Raw genomic sequence first — 26,355 nt, forward strand, 5'->3', positions numbered from 1 at the left:
TGTGCTTGTGTCGCGCTGGTGTGCAATTGATGGTTGCAGGCAAAAAATGATTGTGGTGTGTTGGCATGCTGTTGGGTTTCTGGTGCAGCAGATGTGTTGTTACCGTGTGGCCTGCATTGTGTCGTGTGTGTTCCTTGTTGGGGCGCGTGCGGTGGGTGTGGGTGTGGTGTGTGAGAACTGTATAGTGGACGCGAGCATCTTTATTCTTGAAATTGTGTTTTGTGTGTGTGCCTTAGTGTTATGTGTGTTTTTTATTAAGGGCGTACGGTGGATGCCTTGGCATGCTGAGCCGATGAAGGACGTGTGAGGCTGCGTTATGCCTCGGGGAGTTGCCAACTAAGCGTTGATCCGAGGATGTCCGAATGGGGAAACCCGGCACCAGTTATGTGGTGTTACCCGCAGGTGAATTCATAGCTTGTGTGGGGGTGACGCGGGGAAGTGAAACATCTCAGTACCCGCAGGAGAAGAAAATAAAATATGATTCTGCTAGTAGCGGCGAGCGAACGTGGATAAGGCTAAACCATGTGCGTGTGATACCTGGCAGGGGTTGCGTGTGTGGGGTTGTGGGATGCGATTTGTACGAAGGCTGTCGACTTTGTGCGCGTGTGTTGTGTGTTAGCGGAAGTCACTTGGGATGGTGCGCCGTAGTGGGTGAGAGCCCCTGTACGTGAAAATGCATGGCAGCGTGTTGATTGTGTCCCGAGTAGCAGCGGGCTCGTGGAATCTGCTGTGAATCTGCCGGGACCACCCGGTAAGCCTAAATACTCAGTGTGACCGATAGTGGATAGTACCGTGAGGGAATGGTGAAAAGTACCCCGGGAGGGGAGTGAAATAGTTCCTGAAACCGTGCGCTTACAATCCGTCAGAGCACCTCGTGTGTGTGATGGCGTGCCTTTTGAAGAATGAGCCTGCGAGTCAGCGGCATGTCGCGAGGTTAACCCTGGTGGGGTAGCCGTAGCGAAAGCGAATCCTAAGAGGGTGTTGTAGTGGCATGTCCTGGACCCGAAGCGGGGTGATCTACCCATGGCCAGTGTGAAGCAGCTGTAAGAGGTTGTGGAGGCGCGAACCCACTTAGGTTGAAAACTGAGGGGATGAGTTGTGGGTAGGGGTGAAAGGCCAATCAAACTCCGTGATAGCTGGTTCTCCCCGAAATGCATTTAGGTGCAGCGTTATGTGAGCTTGCCGGAGGTAGAGCTACTGGTTGGTTGAGCGGGACTATCATCTTAGCAATGTCAGCCAAACTCCGAATGCCGGTTTAAGTGTTGCATGGCAGTGAGACTGTGGGGGATAAGCTTCATAGTCGAGAGGGAAACAGCCCAGATCGCCGGTTAAGGCCCCTAAGGGTGTACTAAGTGGAAAAGGATGTGGGATCGCGAAGACAGCCAGGAGGTTGGCTTAGAAGCAGCCATCCTTGAAAGAGTGCGTAATAGCTCACTGGTCGAGTGGTTCCGCGCCGACAATTCAGTGGGGCTCAAGTACACCGCCGAAGCCGCGGCATGCTTTTAGCATGGGTAGGGGAGCGTCGTGTATGGGGTGAAGCAGTACCGTAAGGGGTTGTGGACTGTGCACGAGTGAGAATGCAGGCATGAGTAACGAGTGGTAAGTGAGAATCTTATCCGCCGGATGACTAAGGGTTCCTGGGTCAAGTTCGTCTTCCCAGGGTGAGTCGGGTCCTAAGGCGAGGCCGACAGGCGTAGTCGATGGTTAACGGGTTGATATTCCCGTACCCGTGCATACGCGCCCAAGGGTGAATCGGTGATACTAACCACCCTGATCGGCAACCATGCGCGTCTTTGACGTGTGGGTTGTTGTGATGCGTGGGGCCTGATCCGTAGTAGCCGAGTGATGGGGTGACGCAGTGAGGTAGCTCAGCCACTTATTGGATTGTGGTGCAAGCGTGTGGCACGAACTGTGAGTGAAATGCTTCGGTTCATATGTGTGAGGCGTGACGCGTAGCCCCTTGAGGGGTGATGTGGGTGATCCTGTACTGCCGAGAAAAGCCTCTAGCGAGTGTGTGCACGGCCCGTACCCGAAACCGACACAGGTAGTCAGGTAGAGAATACTAAGGCGGTCGGGTGAACTGTGGTTAAGGAACTCGGCAAATTACCCCCGTAACTTCGGGAGAAGGGGGACCTTCACCGGTGAAGGCCTTTAACGGCCGGCAGCGGGTGGGGGTCGCAGAGAATAGAGGGGAGCGACTGTTTATCAAAAACACAGGTCCGTGCGAAGACATACTGTTGATGTATACGGACTGACGCCTGCCCGGTGCTGGAAGGTTAAGAGGACCTGTTAGGTAGTGATACCGAAGCGGAGAATTTAAGCCCCAGTAAACGGCGGTGGTAACTATAACCATCCTAAGGTAGCGAAATTCCTTGTCGGGTAAGTTCCGACCTGCACGAATGGCGTAACGACTCCCCTGCTGTCTCAACCACAGGCCCGGTGAAATTGCAGTACGAGATGCAGTACGATAAAGATGCTCGTTTCGCGCGGCAGGACGAAAAGACCCCGGGACCTTCACTATAGCTTGGTATTGGTGTTCGGTGCGGTTTGTGTAGGATAGGTGGGAGACTATGAAACCGCCACGCCAGTGGTGGCCGAGTCGTTGTTGAAATACCACTCTGACCGTAGTGGATACCTTAACCTTGGCCCATGATCTGGGTTGGGGACAGTGCCTGGTGGGTAGTTTAACTGGGGCGGTTGCCTCCCAAAGAGTAACGGAGGCGCCCAAAGGTTCCCTCAGCCTGGTTGGCAATCAGGTGCAAGAGTGTAAGTGCACAAGGGAGCTTGACTGTGAGACGTACATGTCGAGCAGGGACGAAAGTCGGGACTAGTGATCCGGCACCAACGTGTGGAAGTGGTGTCGCTCAACGGATAAAAGGTACCCCGGGGATAACAGGCTGATCTTCCCCAAGAGTCCATATCGACGGGATGGTTTGGCACCTCGATGTCGGCTCGTCGCATCCTGGGGCTGGAGTAGGTCCCAAGGGTTGGGCTGTTCGCCCATTAAAGCGGCACGCGAGCTGGGTTCAGAACGTCGTGAGACAGTTCGGTCTCTATCCGCCGCGCGCGTTGAAACTTGAAGAAAGCTGTCCCTAGTACGAGAGGACCGGGACGGACGTACCTCTGGTGTGCCAGTTGTTCCGCCAGGAGCACCGCTGGTTGGCTACGTACGGAAGGGATAACCGCTGAAAGCATCTAAGCGGGAAGCCTGTTTTAAGATGAGGTTTCTTTTGAGGTTCCCCACAGACTATGGGGTTGATAGGCCAGATCTGGACAGTAGGCAACTACCGGAGGTGACTGGTACTAATACACCAACAAAAAACAACGAATCAACGGCCCAAACAAAACACAACAGTGTTTCAACAATAACAGCCGCACGCGTCCACTATGCAGTATCTGACACACCACACAACCACCACAAAAACCACCCACCCGGGTGGAAACAAGTGGACCACAACAACAAAATACTTGTCGCACACAAGCGACACACCTTAAAAGATGTGTCGGTGGTTGATGGCGGCGGGGAAACGCCCGGACCCATTCCGAACCCGGAAGCTAAGCCCGCCCGCGCTGATGGTACTGCCCCCGGGAGGGGGTGGGAGAGTAAGTTACCGCCGACCCAACAACTTCATCAACACCAAAGCCCGCAACCCCCACCACCACGGTGGACCGGTTGCGGGCTGTCCCCATCGCACCCCACAACTCCGCAATGCGGACTCAAACTCCGACACCAGACTCCGTCACCAAACTCCGCCACTGCACAGTTGCCGCGAGATCAACGGACTGGGCACGACAAAGTCCGCAATGCGGACCCCGCAGTGGCAGAGTTCCTGCACAAACAACCGGTTGGGGCCGCTGTGTGCTCCGCAATGCGGACGTAGTGGCCCACCGAGATCAACGGATCGGACACAAGAAACTCCGCAATGCGGACACCGCCACAGCGGAGCTGCTGCAGAAACAACCGGCTGGGGCCGCTGTGTACTCCGCAACGCGGACTCCGCCCCGACACGAGACTCCGTCACTGCAAAGCCCCGGGGCATAAACCCTCAGAGTCAGCCCGCGCTGAAACTTCGCAATGCGGACTCCGCCGCTGCAGAGTCCCTGTGGAAGCAAGGGATCGAGACAGCCAAGACTCGGCAATGCGGAGCCGTGCCTGGGTTCCAGGCTCGTACATTTCGAGGAGCGCTCACAGAGCCGTTGCTTCGCCGAAAGGCGAGGTTCCCGTGCCCGCCTCCACGACGAGCCGACTTACCTAATAGCACGACCGATTAATCCAATCCTGCGAAGATTTAGGACGCGTGTCGTAGGTGAACCAAACCGAGAGGGGCACCCCGGCGGTTCAGTGCGAGCCAATCATCCGTGGATACTTCCGCTGGCTTGAGCGGGCTCGCTAAACCGGATAGGTCGCCCGACAAGGCCTGCGCCTATAATGGTGTCGACGTTTAGGAAGGGCAGTATATGAGGGATGATTTCGGCTCAGAGTCGCGCGGCGAAAGGCCAGGACGCGACAGCCGCGGGGGTCGCAATGACCGTAGGGAGCGAGGCGACCGCAACGAACGCCGCTACTCCGGCGATCGTGACAATCGTAGAAGTGGCGCTCGGTCGGATGCCCGCGGCGGCCGCGATCGCGAGGACAACCGGCAGCGCCGCGACCGTTTCAGCCCCCAGCGGCAGGGATTTCGCGAAGACAGGATGAACCAGAAGCTCTCCGAGCCGGATCTCCATGAGGACATCGATATCAATGACCTCGACCGTGCAGTACTCCAGGACCTGCGGGTGCTGGCGAAGGACAACGCGGACCGCGTTGCTAAGCACATGATTATGGCGACGACGCTCTTAGCTGATGACCCGCAGCTCGCTCTCCGCCACGCCCGAGCTGCGAAGAATCGCGCCGGCAGGGTCGGAGTGGTCCGGGAGACTAACGGGATTGTCGCTTACCACGCGGGTGAGTGGAAAGAGGCTCTCTCCGAACTGCGTGCCGCGCGCCGGATGTCGGGTGGCCCTGGTTTACTCGCGGTCATGGCTGATGCTGAGCGCGGGCTGGGACGCCCGGAGAAGGCGTTGGAGATCGGCCGTGGGCCGGAAGTGGCGGAGCTTGATCCGGCAGGTAAGATTGAGTTGGGCATCGTTCTCGCGGGGGCTCGGCACGACCTAGGCCAGCACGAGGCTGCTTTGGCGACGTTGCAGCGTCTGAACCCGTCCCTCGATTCGCGGGATCCGGACTCCGCGCGCCTGTCGTACGCGTACGCTGACGCGCTGCTCGCTCTCGGACGAAGGGATGAGGCCCGCACGTGGTTTACCCACGCCGCAGATATCGACCAGGATGAAATGACTGACGCGGCCGTCCGCGTCGAGGAGCTCAGCTAGGGTGAACCCCATGACGCTGAGCTCGCTTTTCGACGCCCTGTTGCTCGATCTCGACGGCACGGTCTGGGCGGGGGACGCAGCGCTGCCTGGGGCAGTCGAGGCGATAATCTCGTCCGGGCTGAGGGCTTTGTACATCACGAATAACGCGTCGCGCGGCCCGGCCGAGGTCGCAGACAAGCTCCGGGTGATGGGTTTGAACGCGGGTCCGGACGACGTTGTGACATCCGCCCAGGCCGCGGGGGTGCTTGCAGGTAGACATCTGAGTCCGGGTGATCCTGTGCTCGTGGTCGGCGCCCCCTCTTTCCGGATGCTCGTCGATGAGGCCGGTTACCGTGTAGTCGATACCGCAGCGGATGCTCCGAAAGTCGTTCTCCATGGCCACAGCCCGGAGACGGGGTGGGCGCAACTTTCTGAGGCGGCGCTGGCAATCGCGGGCGGCGCGATCTACGTCGCCTCCAACCTTGACACCACCCTGCCCACCGAGCGCGGTTTGCTCGTGGGCAACGGTTCGATGGTCGCGGCGGTGACGTCGGCCACCGGAGTCGTTCCGGAATCTGCCGGCAAGCCAGAGCCCGCCATGTTCCTGCAGGCCGCACAGTTGGCGGGTGCGAAGCGCCCGTTGGCGGTGGGCGACAGGCTCAACACGGATATCGCGGGCGCCGTTGCCGCGGGCATGCCATCGCTGCATGTGCTCACGGGAGTTTCCGGTCCGATTGAGCTGCTGGAGGCGCCCCCGGCGCATCGCCCCACCTACATTGGCGAGTCGATGTCCGCCCTTGCCCAGGACCCCGAAACACTGAAGCCGTCCGCACAAGGCGGCTTTTCGGCACGGATCGACGGGGACGACATCATCCTGAGCCGGGGCAACGAGGGAGCCACCAGTATCCAAGCTCTGCGCACCGTCCTGGAGGTCGCGTGGCACATGGACAAACCGCCCGCCCTGGTTCGCCCGAATTCGGAGGTCGCGGAAGCTGCGACCTTGCAGTGGTGGTGACGGAGGTGGCAGCACCGGTTCCTCGGGACCCGAGGTCATTACGGATAACACCGGATGAGGTTGCCCAGCGGGTCAGCGCGATTCTGGGCGAGCCTGCCAGCACGCTCGCGGAGGAGGTGGACCAGCTCTCGAGGGCGCATGCTGTGTTAAGTGACGCACTGAACAACAACTAGCCGAAAGGAGGCCCACGTGGCCCCAGGACGCAGGAGACTCGACGCGGAACTGGTGCGGCGCAAGCTGGCCCGGTCCCGCGAGCAGGCCCAATCCTGGATCAAGGAGGGACGCGTCGAGGTTGGCGGTTTTGCCGCCACGAAGCCGGCGACGGTGGTCGAGCCGGAAGTCTCGATCAAGGTCAACATTGACACCGCCGATGACTGGGCGTCTCGCGGCGCGCACAAGCTGCTGGGTGCGTTGGAGTATTTTGAGGCGCGTGGGCTGGGCGTCGATAAGCGCCGTGCACTTGATGCAGGGGCGTCCACCGGTGGGTTCACTGACGTCTTGCTGTCCAAGGGCGCGAAGGAAGTCGTGGCAGTCGACGTTGGCTACGGACAGCTCGTGTGGCGCCTGCAGAACGACCCGCGCGTGCGGGTGCTTGACCGGACCAACATCCGTAACCTGACGCGGGAAATGATGGGTGGGACTGCGGACCTGATGGTAGGGGACCTGTCCTTCATCTCCCTGGAACTCGTGCTGCCGGCGATCACGGAGTGCATGGCTGACGGTGCGGACCTCCTGCCGATGGTCAAACCCCAGTTCGAGGTGGGCAAGGACCGTCTGGGTAGCGGCGGTGTCGTGCGCTCGCCGGAGCTGCGCGCGGAGGTGACCTCGCGCGTCGCCCAGTTCGCGCAGTCGTTGGGGCTAAGTACGCGCGGGGTAGTCGCCTCGCCGCTGCCGGGTCCAAGCGGCAACGTAGAATACTTTTTATGGCTCGTCAAGGACGCAGGCGCTACCAAGCTTGACGACGACTCACTGACCGCTATGGTGGCCCGCGCCGTCGAGGAAGGACCTGAGTAAGACTATGACCGGTATCAACGAGCGCACTATTCTTCTCGTCCCGCACACCTACCGCGCAGGCAATATTTCTGCGGCGGCTCGTGCAGCGGAGCTGCTCAGCCAGGCTGGCATCGAGGTCCGGCTTCTCGATCAGGGGCGCATGGGCCCCGTCGACGAAGAACCCGCGCTGCAGAAGCTCGACCGCGCCGAGGACGGACCCGAAGCAGCTGCAGGGTGCGAGCTCGTGCTGGTCCTCGGCGGCGACGGCACCTTCCTCCGTGCCGCAAACTACGCCCATGAGCAGGACGTTCCCGTACTCGGTATCAACCTCGGCCACGTCGGGTTCCTCGCCGAGTGGGAGCAGGAGAGCCTCGACGAGGCTATCGGCCGCGTCATCGACCGGACGTACCGCATCGAGGACCGCATGACCATCGACGTGTTCGTCAGCGACTCGGAGAACAACGAAATCGGCAAGGGCTGGGCGCTGAACGAGGCCAGCATTGAAAACGTCAACCGCACCCGCGTGATGGACGCGATCCTGGAGGTCGACTACCGCCCGGTGTCTTCGTTCGGTTGCGACGGTGTGCTCATCTCCACCCCGACCGGTTCCACGGCCTATGCCTTTGCCGCCGGTGGCCCCGTGATGTGGCCGGAGGTCGAAGCGCTGCTCGTCGTCCCGAACAACGCGCATGCGCTATTCACCAAACCGCTCGTCGTCTCGCCACGCTCCATGGTTGCGGTCGAGTCCGAGTCCAGCACCGGTGACGCGAACGTCGTGCTCGACGGCTTCCGCACAATCGAGATGCCTCCGGGCTCGCGCGTGGAGGCTGTCCGCGGCCGCCGCCCGGTGCGTTGGGTGCGTCTCGACGAGCACCCGTTCACCGACCGCCTCGTGCACAAGTTCCAGCTGCCGGTATCCGGTTGGCGTGGTCCCCTGAACAAGTAACCGAGTAGGAGCTGCATGCTCGCAGAAATCACGATCACTAATCTCGGTGTCATTCCGCGTGCCACTGCGGAGCTGTCATCGGGCCTCACCGTGCTCACTGGCGAGACGGGCGCAGGTAAAACCATGGTTGTCAGCGGGTTGCGCCTGCTCACGGGTGGCCGCGCCGACGCTTCCCGGGTGCGGGCCGGCACGGAACAAGCCGTGGTCGAGGGGTCCTTCTCTGTTGCGGGTCTGGATGCGCAGCCCGCGGAAGCCGCCGTGGCCCTCGCGGGCGGTGCGGGTGCCGAGGCGGACGAAAACGGGGAGTACATCGTCTCTCGCTCCGTGCGCGCCACGGGTCGCTCAAAGGCGCACATTGGAGGGCGCACAGTCCCAGCCGCGACGCTGGGAGAGTTCGCGAGCCACCTCCTGACCATCCACGGCCAAAACGATCAGCTCCGGCTCATGTCGCCGGATGAGCAGCTAGCCGCACTCGACCGGTTCGACCCCGCCATCGCCGCGAAGCTCTCCGCGTACCGGGCGGCGTGGGCGGCGTGGAGGGAGGCCGCCAAGGATCTCAAGGCGCGCACAGAGAAGCGTCGCGAGCTGGCGCAGGAGGTCGACCAGCTGCAGTTCGCCATCGGGGAGATCGATGCCGTCGCCCCTGCAGAGGGCGAGGACGCGGAGCTGGTTACCGCGATCAATCGTCTCCAGGACGTCGATGCGCTCCGCGACGCCGCGCGAGCCGCGCTCGCGGCGATTGATGGTGCGGAGGCGGTGGGAGCCTACGCCGGGGGAGGCGAGGAGTCGGCGGCGTCAACGCTCGTGGGTGTCGCTGCCGACGCACTGTCCTCCTCCAGCGATGCGGCGCTCAAGGAGCTAGGCGCGCGTCTGGCCGAGGTGGCGGCGGTGCTGTCCGACGTCTCCGGGGAACTAGGCAGCTACGCGGCAGACTTGCCCGACGACGCGGACGAGCTGGAGAAAATGCTGCAGCGACAGCAGGAGCTCAAGGCACTAACCCGCAAGTATGCCCCCGACGCCTCGGGCGTGATCGCTTGGCGCGCCAAGGCCGCGAAGCGGCTGAGCAAGATCGACACCTCCGCGGAGGCGATCGAGGAACTGCGAAAGCGCGTTGTAGAGCTGGAGAAGGAGATGGCGACGCACGCCAACGCCTTGACGAAGGCACGAATGGCGGCGGCTGGCGAGCTCGGAGCAAAGGTTACCGCGGAGCTGCACGGCCTGGCCATGCCGAAGGCCCGTTTGTCGGTCGATGTCAGTGCCCACGACTACACAAAGGACGGTGCTGACGCGGTGGAGCTCAAGCTCGCCCCGAACTCGTCCATGGAACCGCAGCCGTTGGCGACCAGCGCGTCGGGGGGTGAGCTCTCCCGTGTGATGCTCGCCCTCGAGGTGATCCTCAGCGGTTCCACCAGCGGCGCCACGCTCGTATTCGACGAGGTGGACGCGGGCGTCGGCGGGCGCGCCGCTGTGGAGATTGGCCGCCGGCTGGCGCGGCTGGCCACCAACAACCAGGTCATCGTTGTCACCCACCTTCCGCAGGTCGCCGCGTACGCGGACACCCACCTGCACGTGGCCAAGAATGTGGGCGAGGACAACGTCAGCTCGGGCGTCGTCAAGCTTGAGGGTGACGAGCGCGTCGCGGAACTGGCCCGCATGCTTGCGGGAATGGACGATTCGGACACCGGCCGAGCACACGCGGCGGAGCTGCTCGAGCGGGCGCGTCGCGACGTCGCGGAAATGCGCCCGTAGCTTCCGCGCGCCTCCCTCAAACACGCAGGTTGGCGCTGCATAATGTGGCGCATGACTGTCAATTCTGGAGAAACGGCCACGACCACCGTCCAGGGGCGCATCCGCGATTGCACTGCCCAGGGCAAGGGTCTGAGCAAACTCGGCGCAGGTGACATCGCCGTGGTGGATTCGCCGGACATGACGCGCCGCGAGGCGGATGTGCTCGCGGACGCCAAGCCGGGCGCCGTGGTCAACCTGTCGCGGTTTACCACCGGTGCGATTCCCAACTACGGCCCCCATCTGCTCATGGACGCCGGGATCCCGCTCGTGGAGGGCGCAGGTGCCGAGGTACGTTCGGTTCTGCGCAGCGGTAAAAAAGCGGCAATCGGTGCCGACGGCGCCATCTACGTGGGTAAGAAGCTGGCGGGCAAGGGCGAATACGTCGACCGCGCCGCCGTCGACGCGAGCTTCGCCGCGGCCCAGCAGAGCCTGGTAGACCAGATGGAGGCTTACTTCGGGAACACCATTGAGTTCATCCACTCTGAGTCGCCCCTGCTTATCGACGGCGTGGGCGTCCCGGAACTCGGCGACGCGATGGCGGGACAGAAGGTGTTGGTGGTCTCCGGCTTCCCGGGTGAAGGCGGTCTCCTGCGCGAGCGGCTCGGAAACCTTCGTAACTTCATCCGCGAATATTCCCCGGTGATCATCGGTGTCGGGGGAGCGGCCGACACTCTTACCGATCTCGGATACGACCCGGATTTCATCGTCGGCGATCCGTCGGACATTTCTGCAGAGGCCTTGCGCGGAAACGCCCGCGTGATCCTGCCCGCCGACCCGGACGGCCACGCGGTCGGTCTCGAGAGGATCCAGGACTTGGGCGTGGGGGCAATGACGTTTCCTGCTGCGACAAACTCGCCGATGGACCTGGCGATTCTGCTCGCCGCCTTCCACGACGCCGAAACGATCGTGGCGGTCGGCGACGCCGTCGACCTGGACCGGATTTTCGCCAACCCGGAGGGCGCCTCGCCCGCCGCATTGCTGGCGCGGCTCAAGGCTGGGCGCAGGCTCGTGGACTCCACCGTCATCGAGAATCTCTACCGGTCAACCTCCGGCGGAGGTGTGGCCTGGGCGTGGGCTATCCTCGGCCTGCTCGTCGCCCTTGCTGCGGTAATCCTCATCGTTGGCCTTGGTGGCCCGGGCGAGTTCACGGAGAACCTGGTGGACACGTGGAACCAGATCGCGCTGCGCGTGCAAGGGTGGTTTAACTAGATGAACGGCAAGAAGGGACAACCGGGTCTCGTTGCCGCCGGTCTCGGCTGGGGCCTGGCGGCGGGCCTGGCGCTCGGCGTTTTGCTCGTCGCACCGGCGATGCGGGAGGTTGCTGACGGGGCGTCCGGCGGGGCGTCGATAAGCGGGCCCGAGCAGGCGAACCCGCGTGCGGAAGCCGCCGAGGCCGCCAAAGCCGAGGCCGCCGCGGCAAACGAACTGTTGTCGGCACAGGCCGAGGAGATGGTCGACGGCGCACTAGAAGGCCGTTCAATCATCGTGTTGCGCTCCGCCGGAGTGGGCGACGAGGAGGTGGCCAAGCAACGCTGGCTGCTCAACACCGCCGACTCGGACGACGCGGGCACAATTACGCTGACTGAGAAATTCACGTCGCAGGACGCAGCGGACGAGCTCGGTTCCATCATCGCGAACAGCCTTCCTGCGGGGGCCCAGATTTCGGTGGACAACCGCGCTCCCGGCATCCACGCGGGGGAGGCACTCGCGGCCGCGCTCTCGAAGGACGCCAGCGGCCAGCCGCGCGCAAGCGTCGAGGACCGGGCCTTCCTGCTGGACACCCTCGCTGAGGCCGGATTCATCGAGTACGAGCCGGGTTCCGTCATCGCCGCCGATTCAGCTGTGCTGATGACCGGGTCAAATGACGGGGAGCAGAGTTTCGGCGATCGCACGCTGGCTGATTTTGCCGCGGCGTTCCGCACCGCAGGCGCACCACTCGTTGTAGCGGCTCCCGGCGCCGGCGGGAACGGGGAAGTGCCACGAGTTGGTTATGCGGGCACGGAGGCCGGACGCGTTAACACGGTTTTCACTCTGCGCGACGAGCTGTCCTAAGGCGTTAGAGTTGGTGGCTATGTCCCACGAATTCACCGTCACCTCATCAGAACTGCTTGTCGACGCCCCCATCCTGGCGCTCCGGCGCGACACCGTCACGATGCCGGGCGGGCGCGACGCGACCCGCGAAATCGTCGAGCACCTCGGTGCGGTCGCCGTCGTCGCGCTCGACAGCGACAACCGCATCGCGCTCGTTGAGCAGTACCGCCATTCCGTCGGCCGTCGACTGCAGGAGCTGCCGGCCGGCATCCTGGACGTCGCAGAGGAGCCCGAGCTGGAGTGCGCGAAGCGTGAGCTGCATGAGGAGGCCGGTCTCACGGCCGCGGCGTGGAGCGTACTCGTGGATTTGGTCACGTCCCCGGGTTTTGCCGAGGAGGCCGTGCGGGTCTTCCTCGCCACGGATCTGACACAGGTAGACCGACCGGAAGCCGAGGATGAGGAGGCGGACATGTCGCTGGAGTGGGTGCCGCTTGAGAAGGCTCGCGCACGCATTTTCTCAGGTGAGATTACCAATTCGATCGCAGTGGCGGGCATTCTAGCCGCCTCGGCCGTCGCCGCCGGGGTGGCGCCCCCGCGCAGCACCGACGAGCCTTTCGACCTTCGCCCCGCCTCCATGGTGCGCCGCCGCATCGGCCGCGGCCGCGACCTGAAGAAGTTTTCCTAGGGTCCGCCCGTGGAGCCGCGCCAGGTGGCCACGATGTGGCTGAACCACCTCGCCGTCGAGCGCGGCGTGTCCGCAAACACCCTGTCCAACTATCGGCGCGACGTCGAGCGTTACATGGGCTGGCTCGAGGCGGCGGGGCGCACGAACCTGCGGGAGGTCGCCTCCACGGACTTGGAGGCGTACGTTTCGGATCTGCGCCGCGGCGCCGACGGTGCGCGTCCGCTCGCCGCGTCGTCCGCGGGCCGGGCGTTGGTGGTCGCGCGGGGCCTGCACAAGTTCGCGGTAGCTGAGGGGCTTGTCGACGCCGACGTGGCGTCCACGGTAGCGCCTCCTGCCGCGGGCGAGAAGCTTCCGGACACCCTCTCGGTGCACGAGGTTGCCGGGTTGCTCGAGGCCTGCCCGACGGGGACACCGGCTCAGCTCCGAGACAAGGCGCTGCTGGAGACCATGTACGCTACCGGGGCGCGGGTGTCCGAGGTGCTAGGTCTCAATGTTGACGACGTGTCCGACGGTGCCGATGTTCTTACCGTGACCGGCAAGGGCGGCAAGCAACGGCTGGTGCCGGTGGGGTCGCACGCCCGAGCCGCGATTGACGCCTACCTCGTGCGCGGCCGGCCCGCGCTGGCTAACGGATCTTCCCACGCTCTGTTCCTGAACAAGCGGGGGACGTGCTTGTCACGTCAGAGCGCGTGGGGGATTATCAAAGACGCCGCGGCACGCGCGGGCCTAGAGAAAGACATTTCCCCCCACACTCTGAGGCATTCGTTCGCCACCCATCTCCTCGAGGGGGGCGCCGACGTGCGCACCGTCCAGGAGCTGCTCGGGCACGCATCGGTGACGACCACGCAGATCTACACGCACGTGAGCGCGGAGAATCTACGCGAAGTGTGGCGCACTGCCCACCCACGGGCGTAGGATTTCCGTCTTGTCCCGCGGTCTACGAATACGGAGTTGTTTCCAGGTGGATTTCACACGAGCATCGCGCTTCTCGACGGCCCTAGCGACCGCGGCGACCGTTGCGAGCGCGACGGCCGCCGCACTCTTCGTTCCTGTCGCCCATGCGCAACTGCCCCCGGGGCTTGATCCCGCGCTGCTTCAACAGTCGATACCCTCGCAAATTGAGGTGCCAGCAGGTGAGACGACCACGGTGGACGTCGGCGTCCCCGTCCAGGCGAACTACAACTCGGAAGGGTGGGCGGTCAGTTCCAACGGCACAACCGTGACCGTCTCGGCACCGAACACTCCGGGAGCGACGGTGAGCGTACCCGCCAGCGCTGCCGGTTACACCGCCACCGTCACCCTGGTCGCTGTCGGTGGTGTGCAACCCCAGGAGGACAATCAATCGGTGGAAGCACCGACAGGCCCGGAACCTGCCACCCCCGCCCCCGAGGTGCGACGGGACCGTACTCCTGCCGCGGGTGTCGACACAGCGCCCGCGAAAATCATCCATTTCAACGGTCAGATCGACGGCAATGTCATCACGGTGAAGGTCTCCTTCGGCCAGGCCGCCGACCTGATGAAATACGCCGGAGCCGACAGAGAGGGGGCCAAGCTGCGCTATCTCGATGTCAACGGCCGCATCATCGAGGGAGTGAAACGCGATATTGACCCGGCCACGCGCACTTTGACCCTCACCTACCCCCCTGAGGAGACGCCGGACAACCCATTCATCATGGAAGTCGTCCGCGACGGTACAACCTCGGAATTTATCGCAGTGATCACGTCGTCCAATTCTCCATCCGAGGCCGCTGAGGAGGACAACCCATATGCGAAGTTCGGTGCCGATCGAGTGGATGGGACAGGGGGCAACACTCAGTCAGCTGACTCCGCTGCCGCCGGAGCAGAGGAGGGTGAGCCCGCCACCACTCTGGTGGTCACCGTGGGCGCGCTCGCCCTCGCCGCCATCGTCGGGTTGCTTGTCTTGCTGAGCCGTCGGCGTGGGAAATGACAGTGTTGTAAGCTTGACGCAGAATGGTGCCCGCACGAGGGGAAGGGATGGCGATGGCGAGCGATTCGTTATTCGAAGCGGAAGAGTCCGCTGAGGTCGAGGTTGGCCTCACCGGCCGCCCCGTGCGCGAGTACCCCGCACCTAAGCAGTTGGACCGGCACGGGCCCGCGAAAGTGATTTCGATGGTCAACCAGAAGGGCGGCGTGGGCAAGACAACGTCGACGATCAACCTCGGGGCCTGTCTCGCGGAACAGGGACGTAAAGTCTTGCTCGTTGACTTAGATCCGCAGGGCGCACTGTCCGCGGGCCTCGGCGTCGCCCACGACGAGGATCAGGTGACAGTCTACGACCTGCTCTTCGACAACACCGCCAGCATTCATGCGGCGATTAAGCACTCCAACGTGCAGGGCTTGGACCTCGTGCCGGCTAACATCGACCTCTCCGCGGCCGAGATCCAGCTTGTCAACGAGGTCGGTAGGGAGCACACCCTCTCCCGCGCGCTGCGTCCAGTGCGCGGGGAGTACGACATCATCATCCTCGACTGCGGGCCCTCACTCGGACTGCTCACGGTTAACGCCCTCGCGGCGTCGCACGGGGTCATCATCCCGATGGAGTGTGAGTACTTCTCCCTTCGCGGTCTGGCGCTGCTGACGGACACGGTGGAGAAGGTACGTGACCGCATCAATTTCGACCTGGACATCGTGGGCATCCTCGTCACGATGTTCGACCGGCGTACTTCTCACGCGCGCGAGGTCATGGATCGCGTTCTCGAGGTCTTCGGCGACACTGTCTTCGACACCGTCATCACCCGCACGGTCCGTTTCCCGGAAACCTCAGTAGCTGGCGAGCCCATCATCACCTGGGCACCGAGGTCTCAAGGAGCGGAGCAGTACCGCAACCTCGCCCTCGAGGTTCTCGAGCGCACGGGCAAGTAGGCGTGCTGGAGCAGCCGGAGATTACCGGGTTCACCCTGGTATTAAACAACTTTGAGGGGCCCTTCGATCTGCTTTTGACCCTCATCAGCTCCAAAAAGCTCGATGTCACGGAGGTGGCCCTTTCCGAGGTCACGGACGAGTTCATCGCTTATACCCGTGCGCTGGGTCAGTCCGCTGGACTTGACGAGGTCACGGAGTTCATCCTCATCGCCGCCAGGCTCCTCGACCTCAAGGCGTCGAGGTTGCTCCCCCGGGGTGAGGCCAGTGACGACGAGTCTCTGGAGCTGCTCGAGTCCCGCGACCTCCTGTTCGCCCGCTTACTGCAGTACCGCGCCTACCAGCGCGTGGCCGACCAGTTCAGCCGGTGGGAGAAGAACGCCGCACGCAGGTATCCTCGGGCGGTGGCAATGGAGGCCCAGTTCGCTGACCTGCTCCCGCCGGTCACGCTCGGCCACACCCCGGCGAGCTTCGCAGTACTCGCGGCCAGCGTCTTCCGGCCCCGCCCGCCGGAGGAAGTGCGCACGGACCACGTCCACACGCAGGCTGTTTCGGTTCCGGAGCAGGCAGGAAAGATTCTGTCCGCCTTGCAGCTCATAGGTGCCGACCACTGGGTTACGTTCGGAGCGTTAACGCGCGACTGCACTCGCTCGATCGAGGTGGTAGGTCGGTTCTTGGCCCTGCTCGAACTTTTCAAGGCGCGCGCCGTCGAGGCGCGGCAGGACGAGGCGCTTGGACCCCTCGATGTTTCGTGGACGGGGCGCGAGGTTGACCCGGCGGTCGTCGCCGCCGGTAATTGGACTTAGGATCGGTGCCCATGGTAGGTCTCCCCATGGTTTCGCAGCTACGGTCGCGGCTCGAGTCCGTTTTGCTCGTCATCGACACCCCGGCGCCGACGGCGCTTCTCGCGCGAGCGCTTGACGCGGTTGAAGGGGACGTCGAGAAGCAATTGCTCGAATGGGCTCGCGAGTTGGATGAGCGGGGCAGCGGCATCGAGCTGCGCGAGTCCGCCGAAGGGTGGCGGCTGTACACCCGGGCAGGGAACGCGAAGGCGGTCGAGGCTTTTCTTCTCGACGGCACCCAGTCGACGTTGTCCCGTGCGGCGATGGAAACCTTGGCCGTTGTCGCGTACCGCCAACCCGTGACCCGCGCCCAGGTCGCCGGCGTGCGCGGCGTGAACGTTGACGGCGTCATGCGCACGCTGGCTCTGCGGGGCCTGATCGCGGAGGTTGACCCCGACGAGGTGACGGGCGCGCACCGTTACGTCACCACCGAGTTGTTTCTCGAGCTGCTCGGGATCGATTCGCTCGAGCGGTTGCCCGACCTGGCGCCGCTGCTTCCGGAAATCGATTCCATCGAGGATGCCTGGTAGGCTCCCTGAGCATGACTCCCCCCGCTCGCCGAGACGGCACACCGGATAGTGAGATGAACGACCCGTTCTACATCTCCTACGCCAAACCGGCCAAGAAACAGAACGTCACCCCCCATCCCCTCGAGGACAACTGGTGGGACGACGCCCCGGAACGCGCACCTGATGCCGAAGGCGTGCGCCTGCAGAAGGTGCTGGCTCAGGCCGGTGTCGCTTCGCGCCGCCACGCCGAGATCATGATCGCGCAGGGCCGCGTCGATGTCAACGGCAAACGGGTGACGGCCCAAGGCATGCGGGTCGATCCCTCACGCGACATTATCCGCGTCGATGGCACCCGCATCAACGTCAACGAGGAGCACGAGTATTTCGTGTTCAACAAACCCCGCGGCGTCCACTCCACGATGAAGGACGAAATGGACCGCACGTCCGTGGGCAGCTACCTTTCGGAGAAGACCGCCGCGGGGCAGCGCCTGTTCCACGTCGGGCGCTTGGACGCCGACACCGAAGGCCTGCTCCTCCTCACTAACGACGGCGAGCTGGCCAATCGCCTCACGCACCCGCGCTACGAGATCGCGAAAACCTACATGGCGACGGTGCTGGGTGAAGCCAAGCCCGCGCTTGTCAAGCAGCTGCGCCAGGGCATCGAGCTTGACGACGGTGTCGCGAAAGCCGATTACGTCCAGATCGTGGACACGCACAATGGCCAGTCCATCATCCGCGTCGAGCTGCATGAGGGGCGCAAGCACATTGTGCGCCGTATGCTGAAGGCGGCCGGCCACCCGGTGCAGCGCCTCGTGCGCACGAAGGTGCATACCGTGCAGCTGGGCGATATGAAGCCCGGTTCTCTGCGCGCACTCAACTCCGCAGAGCTGACGTCGCTGTACAAGGCGGTGGAAATGTGATGGAGCTTTCCAACATGCCTGACGGCGGGCTCATCGTCGCCGTCGACGGCCCCTCCGGCACAGGCAAATCCACGACGTGCCGCCGCCTGGCGAAAGAGCTCGGAGCGAAATATGTCGACACCGGCGCCATGTACCGCGTGGCGACCCTCGCTGTGCTCCGCGCCGGCGCCAACCCCGCCGATGCCGCCGCGGTCATCGAGGCTACGCGCGATCTGCCGCTGACCGTGTCCGACGATCCGGACTCCACCGAGGTGCTCCTCGACGGCGAGGACGTCTCCCGCGAAATCCGCGGCCCCGAAGTCACCCGTAACGTCACCGCAGTCTCCGCGATCCCTCAGGTGCGCGAGAACCTCGTGGCGCTGCAGCGCGCGCTCACCGCCGATGCCCACCGGGCAATCGTCGAGGGCCGCGACATCGGCACGGTCGTGCTTGTCGACGCCCCCGTGAAGGCGTTCATGACCGCCTCCGCCGAGGTGCGCGCGCGGCGCCGCTATGACCAGGACGTAGCTGCCGGCCGCGACGCCGACTTCGACACGGTGCTCGCTGACGTCCAGCGCCGCGACGCGCTCGACTCCTCCCGTGCGACGAGTCCGCTCACACCCGCCGAGGACGCCACCATAATTGACACCTCGGACATGGATCGCGACAGCGTGCTCGCCGCGCTCATTGCGTTGATCGAAAGGAGCGCGCAGTGAGCGACAACGAAAACGAGATGGACACCGAGTTCTACCTCGACGAGGGGGACTTCGACGACTCCGAGTTCGGGGAAGCGGACTTCGGCGGCGACGACAGTGACGGTGATGACGACCGTGACAACGACCGTGACGATTACACCGAGGAAGAGTGGGCCGCGCTCGAGCGCGATTACGGTGTTGCCGCCCCCGAGATGATCGAGGAGGCTCTGCCGACCGTCTCTATTGTGGGCCGCCCGAACGTGGGCAAGTCCACGCTGGTGAACCGTTTCATCGGCCGTCGGGAAGCGGTCGTCGAGGACCATCCGGGTGTGACCCGCGACCGCGTCAGCTACATCACTGATTGGAATGGGCGCCGCTTCTGGGTTCAGGACACCGGCGGGTGGGACCCGGACGCCAGAGGCGTTCACGGCGCCATCGCACGCCAGTCCGAGGCGGCCATGGAGACGTCTGACGTCATCGTGATGGTGGTCGATTCCCACACCGGCATCACCGAGACTGACGCCGTTATGGCGCGCAACCTCCAGCGCGCCGAGGTGCCGGTAATCCTGGTGGCCAACAAGTTCGAATCCGAGTCCCAGTGGGGCGACGTCGCCGAGTTTTACTCGCTGGGATTGGGTGACCCGTGGCCCGTATCCGCACTTCATGGCCGCGGTGGCGCTGACGTGTTGGACGAGATCATGCGGTTGTTCCCGGAAGTACCCCGCGCCGCGGACTCCATTACCGACGGGCCGCGCCGCGTCGCGCTGGTGGGCCGGCCCAACGTGGGCAAGTCCAGCCTGTTGAACAAGCTCTCGCGTTCCGACCGCTCCGTCGTGGACAGCGTCGCGGGCACGACCGTCGACCCGGTGGACGAGTTGATCCAGCTCGACGGCGCGCTGTGGAAGTTCATCGACACCGCAGGTCTGCGTAAGAAAGTCAAGAACGCCCAAGGCCACGAGTATTACTCCTCACTGCGCACGCGCGGCACCATCGAGGCCGCCGAGGTCTGCGTCGTGCTCATCGACGCCTCCCAAGAAATTTCCGAGCAGGACCAGCGTGTCATCTCTATGGTTCTGGAGGCTGGCAAGGCCATGGTGATCTGCTTTAACAAGTGGGACCTCATGGACGAGGACCGGCGCTACTTCTTCGACCGCGAGTTCGACGAGATGATGGGCCACCTACCGTGGGTGTCCAAGCTCAACATTTCTGCGGATACGGGCCGCGGCCTGCACCGCCTCGAGCCAGCTATGACGGAGGCGCTTGAGAACTGGGACAAGCGAATTTCCACCGGCCAGCTGAACAACTGGATGCGGGAGACGATCGCGGCAAACCCGCCTTCGATGAAGAACAACCGCCTCCCACGCGTGCTTTTCGCCACCATGGCATCGACTCGCCCGCCGACCGTCGTCCTCTTCACCACCGGGTTCCTCGACGCGGGCTACCGCCGCTACCTGGAGCGCAAGTTCCGCGAGCGCTTCGGCTACCACGGCACTCCCATCCGCATCGCGGTGCGGATCCGCGAGCGGCGCCAGCGGACGCGCTAGTTGCGTCGCTAGCCCCGCCGGTACACAAAGGCGTCGGTGCGGTACGGAAGCGGCAGCACCTGGCCACGGTCGAAACCGAGCCGCTCGTACAGGTACCACGTGAGGTTGGCCGTCATCTTCCGCCGGGTATTCTCACTAGCGCGCAGCCAGTAGGAGCGCGTTGACATGAGCTCGAATAGCTCGTCGGTGGTGATGGGCTGCAACCACGTCTCCCGATGTTCCCGCTCTAGCTTCCATGGAGCAGCGACCCCGGGATAGAACCCGTCACGAAGCACGTCGCCGGAGTGCATGATTCTGCTCAACCGCAACACCCACGGGTGGCGCACATCCAGCGTGTTCCAGCACAGCAGCAGCGCGCCTTCGGGTCTGATCACCCTGTCGGCCTCGGCGCTCGCCGAGGACACATCGAGCCAGTGCCACGTCTGGGCACACGTGAGCGCATCAACGGCGCCTGTGGAAAGTGCGGTCGCCTCGGCGGTCGCCCGCCACACCGGGACAGCGGGGAAGCGGCTCGTGAAAACCCGCACCATGTCTTCGGAGGGGTCACTCGCATAAACAACCCGCCCGTCGCGCAGGAGAGACTGCGTCAATTTTCCGGTGCCGCACCCGATGTCGGCGACGTGGGTGGAGTCGTCGATAAGCTTTGCGACGCTCGCGGGGTAGCCCGGCCGGACGTCGTCGTAAAGCTCAGCTCCCCGAGAGAATGCCGCTGCCGATACGGACCTGTGCGCCGAATTGCGGAACGCCGGTGAATCCTTACGGCTGGGTTTCATGCAATACAACATATATTGAATACGTGGAGACTCAGCACCGAGAAAAGGTCGTCGTCGTTTTTAACCCCGCCAAGGTGGACGAGGACGAGCTTCGCGAGCTTGTCACCGCCCAGGCACCCGCTTCCGCCCGCGTTGAATGGGTTGAGACGACCCCGGAGGACTCCGGTTATGCGCAAGCCACCGCCGCGGCGCAGTCAGGTGCCAGCCTGGTTCTCGCCGCCGGGGGAGACGGCACGGTTCGCCTTGTCGCCTCAGCACTGACCGGTACCGGTGTGGCGCTGGGGGTCATTCCCGCAGGCACCGGCAACCTGCTCGCACGCAACCTGGATTTGCCGCTCAGCCTTTCCGACTCGGTCCGAAGGGCTGTGCACGGTTGCGACAGCACCATCGATGTCTGCGAGGCGCGCCTGCATTGGGCGGACCGCTCCAACGATGTCATGCGGTTCGTCGTCATGGCGGGCGTCGGCGCCGACGCGCAGATGATCGAGCACACCGACGAAAACCTGAAGAGACGTGTCGGGCCGCTCGCCTACATACCCGGAGTCCTGCGCGCACTCGGCGGCGGCAACAACGTCACCGTGACCTTCACCTTCGATGGTCAGAGGGTGGCGAAGAAGCGTCTGCACACCCTCATCATCGGCAACTGCGGCGACGTCTACTCCAACGTCCCGCTACTGCCGCACGCGGTGCCAGACGACGGCAAACTAGACCTCGTCGCCATCGCGCCCCGCGGTATCTTCGGATGGCTGCGCATCGGCGGAGACATCGTGGTGAACACACTCGTTAGGCTGTGGAACCGCGATCCGCGCAACGTAGACAACCAAATGCGAGTTCCCCGCCCGCCGAACGCGCTGACGTACGACAAGGGCGAGCGGGTGACAATCGAATTCGACTCGCCGGAGGTTTTCGAAGTCGACGGCGATCCGGTGGGTCGCGTGCGTGCGGCGGAGATTGAGATCATGCCGGGGGCACTCGTAGTGCGGGTGTAGCGCGGGGCGACACAGTGGACCCTGAAAAAGATGAGGACTAAACAAAAAGCAGGCCAAGAGAGTGTCCTGGCCTGCCGACGGGTTTGGGAAACCCTGCTCAGCATAGGTTTCTCTAGGGAATTCCATCCCTGATTCCCTCGAGTTCCGTGGAAAATTCCATGGGTTCGACGGGGTGTCATTGGCGGCTTCGTCACCACAGCCGCGGTACTAGTTGACACTTTTCCTAGAGACAGTCAGCCGGACGGGATTTCCTCTATACCTATACCGATCTGGCGTGTCGAGATGTCCCAACGGGACATGAACAACCCGTTTCCGAACGAACATAGTCTGCAAGGGTTGGCTAGGGTCCCCATGTGCTTTGGCTCTATTTTGTCGTTGACATAAATCAAAGCATCCGAGCCTTGGGGGAGATAGTTGACCAACTATGATTTCATTTGCGGTGCGATTACCAACCGCTGGATGCTCTCAAAGCCACCAAGTGGTTCCAGTATTTCGTAATTCAAAGACCCTAAACACGCGGAAAATTAGAGTTAAATCCTACCTATGGGGATATAAACACATTTAGTAGTTCATCTACAATTTATCCACTAGTTTATATCCGTGCCCAGGTAATCTGTATTTCACTGGAGCTAGAGGAGCTTTAAAATCGCTTATCGCAAATCAAAGAAGAAAAATAAAGAGAAGGCCCGTCGCCAGCGGCTAGAAAAAGACTCGCTGACCCTTGCTTTGTTTGAGGGAATCGAATTCTTTGACAAAGTCTTTCAAGGATTTGATGGACAACCTGAGGACCATGTAGCTCTGCGACAACACCTAGACACCAAGCTTGATCACGCATGGGCCGACCTGAGTGCTGCAGTGTCCCAGTACAGTCCTGTTCAAATTGTCGGCGGCCTAAGACTTCGCTACAGCATGCCACTCTATACCGGGGGGCCCAATCCTAATATCAGTGATGGATTGTTTTTGATCGACCTGGGGGCCTCGCTCCTTTTGTTGTCCCCCGCATCTTTGAGCTGCGTTGAAAGGCAGCCGGTAGATAAGAGCTCTGAAGGCGATAGTGAACCACAGCATCTAATTGACGAGGTGGTCATTCCCTTGCTTCGAGATATCGGGCGCCTTCTGTCAATGCTCATCCTACTTGGTGGCGACGCACAACATTCTAAGGCTTCTATTGCTTATCGCACTGAGCTGTCTCATTTGTGGATAAGTGAAGCGAGCTATACGCAAATATTAGCCGATACGTATAGCGTCATTTTTGCAGATGATTCGATGGAAAACCTGATGCGAGAAACATTCGGTTTCACCTTTACTGAAGCATTAGACGTGATCCAGGCCGTTCAACTTGAATACCGTGCGCGTATGGAGACCCATTGGGAGGAGATCAGGCAGGCAGGCTTCTCTAATGAGAAAGAGAAAGCACTCTCTGAGGCTGGTATGCGCCGCATGGTTGAATATACGCAGACTATGGCGCTACCGCCGTCTGTGGACGAAGCTACTTTCGACGTGGAGTCCTTGCTCACTCACATTGACTTGGAGGAGGACACAGTCCGGCTTGTTCTCGACGAATGCTCATTCGACTATAGACAGCGCACACCTGCAGACGTAAAGCAGCTCCTCCTAAATGGAATAAAACCAGTGGCAGGTCATCCGTTTCACCGTGAAGGGGCACGCTACTTACTAATTAACGAAGCACTCATGCTGCCCGGGCTGAAGACCAGGATAGAAGAAAAACTTAGGAATCATCCTCTCTACGCAGAGGTGAAGGGTCACACCCTCGAAGACCTTGTAGAGCTATGTTTTGTCCAATTCTTTGGTGATGAAGCAGTGTGCCCGCAAGTGCACTATCTGTCAAAAGATAATCAACGGGGAGAAATAGACCTTTTTATCCGCAACGGTGATATTGCCCTTATAGTCGAGGTAAAAAGCGGTAGTCTTCGAGATCCGGAAAAGAAGAACCATCCAGGTAGCTTCACGCGCAAAATTAATGCCAGTATTACTAAGGCTTCGAAGCAGATTCATCAGGCTGCCGAAGCAATTTTATTAGACGGCGGTTTTTACTCTCTGAAAAAAGAGTGGCTCGATTTAGCAAGTATTAGAGAAGTACACACGATTATCGTGACTCTCGATGATCTCTTGGAGCTGGGAACAAACCAACTATCACTAGAAGAAGTTGACCTACTTAAACATGGCGGCACGCTCCCGTGGATAGTGTCTTATAATGACCTGTCCTTATTGCTTGAGATGGTTGAAGAACCTGGTGAGCTCATTGCATATCTTCGACGTCGCACTAGCGCCGATATCGTTTCTAGATATTGGAGCACGGATGAGCTCGATCTATTTCTCGAGTTCCGGGAAACGGGAATGTGGGTGGAGGTAGACCGTAGCGTTGATAATGTTGGTGCCGAGCTTTCTCCGGCTCCTGTAGTAATGGTGCCTTCGCGCACTGCCCTAGTCGATGCATGGTTTTATGGCTACGCGACTAAGCCAAAAATCAAGAATGTTCCTATGCTTCCATATGTCCAGCAGGCCAGGCAGCAAGGCTTTGAACAATGGCTCGCTCTTGGAGCTGACCTTCTATCTACTGCAGAGGACGTCCAAGAGGATCTTTGGGGAGTCATGGAAAAGTTGGAACAGATGGCCGTACAAGATGGTCGTTCCCACTCATTCACGTCAGTATTGGTAGGTCAAGCAATCGATCAAGTCACCCTGCTCACTGTCTACACCGGCGGCATCCTCGATAATTCACAGAAAAAGGATGCCGAGATTCGGGAGTACCTAGCAATGAAGAAAACGCAGGTAGGTGCACAACGGGCATATGGTATGCGCTTTGAGAAAGGCAAACTCATCAGCGTCGCGTATGATGCTGAGACTTACGATCCTGCAGAGTTTGATCAGGAAAAATACTCTCGCCTTAAGCCGCCGCCCTCTGACTTCCTCCGGTGAGGTACTGTACTTGCTCCCCGAAGTTACATGTGCTGTTGCAAAGTAGGGGCGTTGCACTGTGCTTTGTGCTGATAGAACTGTCAGCACAAAGCACGTAAAGGCCAGAAGGGACCTGACCCCTTGGTGGTGGACACGCTGAAACCAGCATCTCGCTGGGAAAGTGAGGTACCTTTCCACCATGCCACGCAAGACCTACACCGAGCAGTTCAAGCGTGACGGAAGTGTCGTTGTACGAGTCGACCCCCGGAGCCACGATCAACGCGATCGCCTCCGATCTCGGGGTCAACCGCCACTCCCTGCGCACCTGGCTCGACGCCTTCGGCACCGGCACCAAAACCAACGCCAACGGTGAAAAAGTCGCCAGCCCGATCGCCGCAGCCAACAGCGAACGCTCCCCGGCTGAAGGACTCTCCGATGCCGAGCGGATCCGCGTGTTGGAACGCGAGAACGTCAAGCTCCGGGAGGAACGAGAGATCCTGCGCAAGGCGGCCAAATATTTCGCTTAAAGAGACGAACTGGTGAACCGCTTTCAGTTCGTTGATGACCACCGAGACTTCTACGAGGTCAAGCGGTTATGTGAGGTCCTGAAGGTCAACCGGTCCTCGTATTACAAATGGAAATCTGCTGCTCCTGCCCGCCGGCGACGCCTCGTCGCTGACGCGGCGCTGGGAGCGAGGATCAAGGCCGTGTTCACGGCCGAGAACGGCTGTTACGGGGCGAAACGTGTGACTGCGGCCATCAACGCCGATCCCGTCAACGACCGGGGCAATAGTGACCGTCTCAATCACAAGCACACTGCCAGGTTGATGCGGCAGATGGGCCTTTTCGGCTACACCAGGAAACGCCGGGTGAAGACCACCGTGTCCGCGAAACGTGCGCCTAAATTCCCTGACCTTCTGAAACGCCGGTTCACCGCGGAGAAACCGAACAAGGTCTACGTCGGCGATATCACGTACCTGCCGATCGCGGACGGGTCGAATATGTACCTGGCCACGGTCATCGACTGCTATTCGCGGCAGTTGACCGGTTTCGCGATCGCCGACCACATGCGCACCGAGTTGGTCGAAGAAGCCCTCACGATGGCTCACGGGGTCCGAGGTAGCCTTGACGGGGCGATTTTTCACTCGGATCACGGCAGTGTCTATACCTCTGAGCAGTACCGGAGGTTATGTGAGCGGTTCGGTGTCACCCAGTCGATGGGTACGATCGGGACGAGCGCGGACAACTCGTTGGCGGAGTCGTTCAACGCCTCGTTGAAGCGGGAAGTCCTGAAGGACGAGCCTGTTTTCGCCAGCCAGCTCGTGTGTCGCCGGGACGTGTTCCAGTGGTGCATCCGGTACAACACCCAACGGTTGCACTCGTGGTGTGGCTACCGCTCGCCGAACGCCTTCGAGGCCACCGGATCAGCTACACTTACTATCGCATCTTGATTAAATCCCCGTGTCCACTTTCCGGGGTTCGGGCCCCGTCGGATCGTCGG

Annotated in this window: 19 protein-coding genes, 2 rRNA genes and 1 pseudogene; 21 read left to right on the plus strand and 1 reads right to left on the minus strand. The window is 61.7% G+C overall.

The window, feature by feature from the left end; translation table 11 throughout:
* Positions 1–244: 244 nt before the first annotated feature.
* The 18 genes from G7Y29_RS05110 to der all read left to right on the plus strand — a co-directional run bounded on the left by G7Y29_RS05110 (position 245) and on the right by der (position 20,173).
* Positions 245–3,327: ribosomal RNA gene (locus tag G7Y29_RS05110) — 23S ribosomal RNA — on the plus strand.
* 175 nt (positions 3,328–3,502) lie between these two features.
* Positions 3,503–3,620, plus strand: a 5S ribosomal RNA gene (gene rrf / locus G7Y29_RS05115).
* A gap of 1,072 nt (positions 3,621–4,692) precedes the next feature.
* Entirely contained in the window at positions 4,693–5,367 is a 675-nt protein-coding gene (locus G7Y29_RS05120) for a tetratricopeptide repeat protein (protein ID WP_249399818.1), read from the plus strand.
* Between the two features lie 10 nt (positions 5,368–5,377).
* Positions 5,378–6,361, plus strand: a complete 984-nt coding sequence (locus tag G7Y29_RS05125) for an HAD-IIA family hydrolase (RefSeq protein ID WP_165005076.1) — start codon at positions 5,378–5,380, stop codon at positions 6,359–6,361.
* A 189-nt stretch (positions 6,362–6,550) separates the two neighbouring features.
* On the plus strand, positions 6,551–7,375 hold the full coding sequence (locus G7Y29_RS05130) for a TlyA family RNA methyltransferase (protein WP_165005074.1): 825 nt from the start codon (positions 6,551–6,553) through the stop codon (positions 7,373–7,375).
* A gap of 4 nt (positions 7,376–7,379) precedes the next feature.
* Positions 7,380–8,300: an NAD kinase gene (locus tag G7Y29_RS05135; protein ID WP_165005072.1), complete on the plus strand. Its 921-nt coding sequence runs from the start codon at positions 7,380–7,382 to the stop codon at positions 8,298–8,300.
* A 15-nt stretch (positions 8,301–8,315) separates the two neighbouring features.
* Positions 8,316–10,049: a DNA repair protein RecN gene (gene recN / locus G7Y29_RS05140; RefSeq protein ID WP_165005070.1), complete on the plus strand. Its 1,734-nt coding sequence runs from the start codon at positions 8,316–8,318 to the stop codon at positions 10,047–10,049.
* Positions 10,050–10,091: 42 nt separating this feature from the next.
* Positions 10,092–11,297, plus strand: coding sequence for a putative cytokinetic ring protein SteA (gene steA, locus G7Y29_RS05145; RefSeq protein ID WP_196820184.1), 1,206 nt, complete (start codon positions 10,092–10,094; stop codon positions 11,295–11,297).
* Positions 11,298–12,140 carry a copper transporter gene (locus tag G7Y29_RS05150; RefSeq protein ID WP_165005066.1) on the plus strand — a complete coding sequence of 281 codons (843 nt, stop codon included), beginning with the start codon at positions 11,298–11,300 and terminating at the stop codon, positions 12,138–12,140.
* A gap of 19 nt (positions 12,141–12,159) precedes the next feature.
* A complete protein-coding gene (locus G7Y29_RS05155; RefSeq protein WP_165005064.1) occupies positions 12,160–12,804 on the plus strand; it encodes an NUDIX domain-containing protein in 645 nt (214 codons plus the stop codon).
* 9 nt (positions 12,805–12,813) lie between these two features.
* The gene (gene xerD, locus G7Y29_RS05160) at positions 12,814–13,719 is read left to right on the plus strand and encodes a site-specific tyrosine recombinase XerD (RefSeq protein ID WP_165005062.1); all 906 of its coding nucleotides are present in this window, start codon (positions 12,814–12,816) and stop codon (positions 13,717–13,719) included.
* A 46-nt stretch (positions 13,720–13,765) separates the two neighbouring features.
* Complete coding sequence (locus G7Y29_RS05165; RefSeq protein WP_165005060.1) at positions 13,766–14,752, plus strand: hypothetical protein; 987 nt, start codon at positions 13,766–13,768, stop codon at positions 14,750–14,752.
* Positions 14,753–14,805: 53 nt separating this feature from the next.
* Positions 14,806–15,687 (plus strand): ParA family protein, encoded by an 882-nt coding sequence (locus G7Y29_RS05170; protein ID WP_165005058.1) that lies wholly within the window; start codon positions 14,806–14,808, stop codon positions 15,685–15,687.
* A gap of 5 nt (positions 15,688–15,692) precedes the next feature.
* On the plus strand, positions 15,693–16,490 hold the full coding sequence (locus G7Y29_RS05175) for a segregation and condensation protein A (protein WP_165005084.1): 798 nt from the start codon (positions 15,693–15,695) through the stop codon (positions 16,488–16,490).
* Between the two features lie 26 nt (positions 16,491–16,516).
* Positions 16,517–17,056 carry an SMC-Scp complex subunit ScpB gene (gene scpB, locus G7Y29_RS05180; protein WP_196820185.1) on the plus strand — a complete coding sequence of 180 codons (540 nt, stop codon included), beginning with the start codon at positions 16,517–16,519 and terminating at the stop codon, positions 17,054–17,056.
* A gap of 11 nt (positions 17,057–17,067) precedes the next feature.
* Positions 17,068–17,955: a pseudouridine synthase gene (locus G7Y29_RS05185; protein ID WP_165005055.1), complete on the plus strand. Its 888-nt coding sequence runs from the start codon at positions 17,068–17,070 to the stop codon at positions 17,953–17,955.
* Complete coding sequence (gene cmk / locus G7Y29_RS05190; RefSeq protein WP_430393283.1) at positions 17,952–18,650, plus strand: (d)CMP kinase; 699 nt, start codon at positions 17,952–17,954, stop codon at positions 18,648–18,650. The genes G7Y29_RS05185 and cmk overlap by 4 nt, the downstream gene beginning before the upstream one ends.
* Before the next feature lie 17 nt (positions 18,651–18,667).
* Entirely contained in the window at positions 18,668–20,173 is a 1,506-nt protein-coding gene (gene der, locus G7Y29_RS05195; RefSeq protein ID WP_165005082.1) for a ribosome biogenesis GTPase Der, read from the plus strand.
* Positions 20,174–20,181: 8 nt separating this feature from the next.
* On the opposite strand, the gene G7Y29_RS05200 is transcribed toward der, so the two are convergent.
* Positions 20,182–20,946, minus strand: coding sequence for a class I SAM-dependent methyltransferase (locus G7Y29_RS05200; protein ID WP_249399819.1), 765 nt, complete (start codon positions 20,944–20,946; stop codon positions 20,182–20,184).
* Positions 20,947–20,969: 23 nt separating this feature from the next.
* On the opposite strand from G7Y29_RS05200, the gene G7Y29_RS05205 reads away from it, so the two are divergent.
* The 3 genes and pseudogenes from G7Y29_RS05205 to G7Y29_RS05215 all read left to right on the plus strand — a co-directional run bounded on the left by G7Y29_RS05205 (position 20,970) and on the right by G7Y29_RS05215 (position 26,305).
* On the plus strand, positions 20,970–21,935 hold the full coding sequence (locus tag G7Y29_RS05205; RefSeq protein ID WP_165005049.1) for a diacylglycerol/lipid kinase family protein: 966 nt from the start codon (positions 20,970–20,972) through the stop codon (positions 21,933–21,935).
* Between the two features lie 726 nt (positions 21,936–22,661).
* Positions 22,662–24,875 (plus strand): hypothetical protein, encoded by a 2,214-nt coding sequence (locus tag G7Y29_RS10830; protein ID WP_249399820.1) that lies wholly within the window; start codon positions 22,662–22,664, stop codon positions 24,873–24,875.
* A 178-nt stretch (positions 24,876–25,053) separates the two neighbouring features.
* A pseudogene (locus tag G7Y29_RS05215) lies at positions 25,054–26,305 on the plus strand (IS3 family transposase).
* Positions 26,306–26,355 lie beyond the last annotated feature (50 nt).

This window comes from Corynebacterium qintianiae, assembly GCF_011038645.2.
Classification (GTDB): domain Bacteria; phylum Actinomycetota; class Actinomycetes; order Mycobacteriales; family Mycobacteriaceae; genus Corynebacterium; species Corynebacterium qintianiae.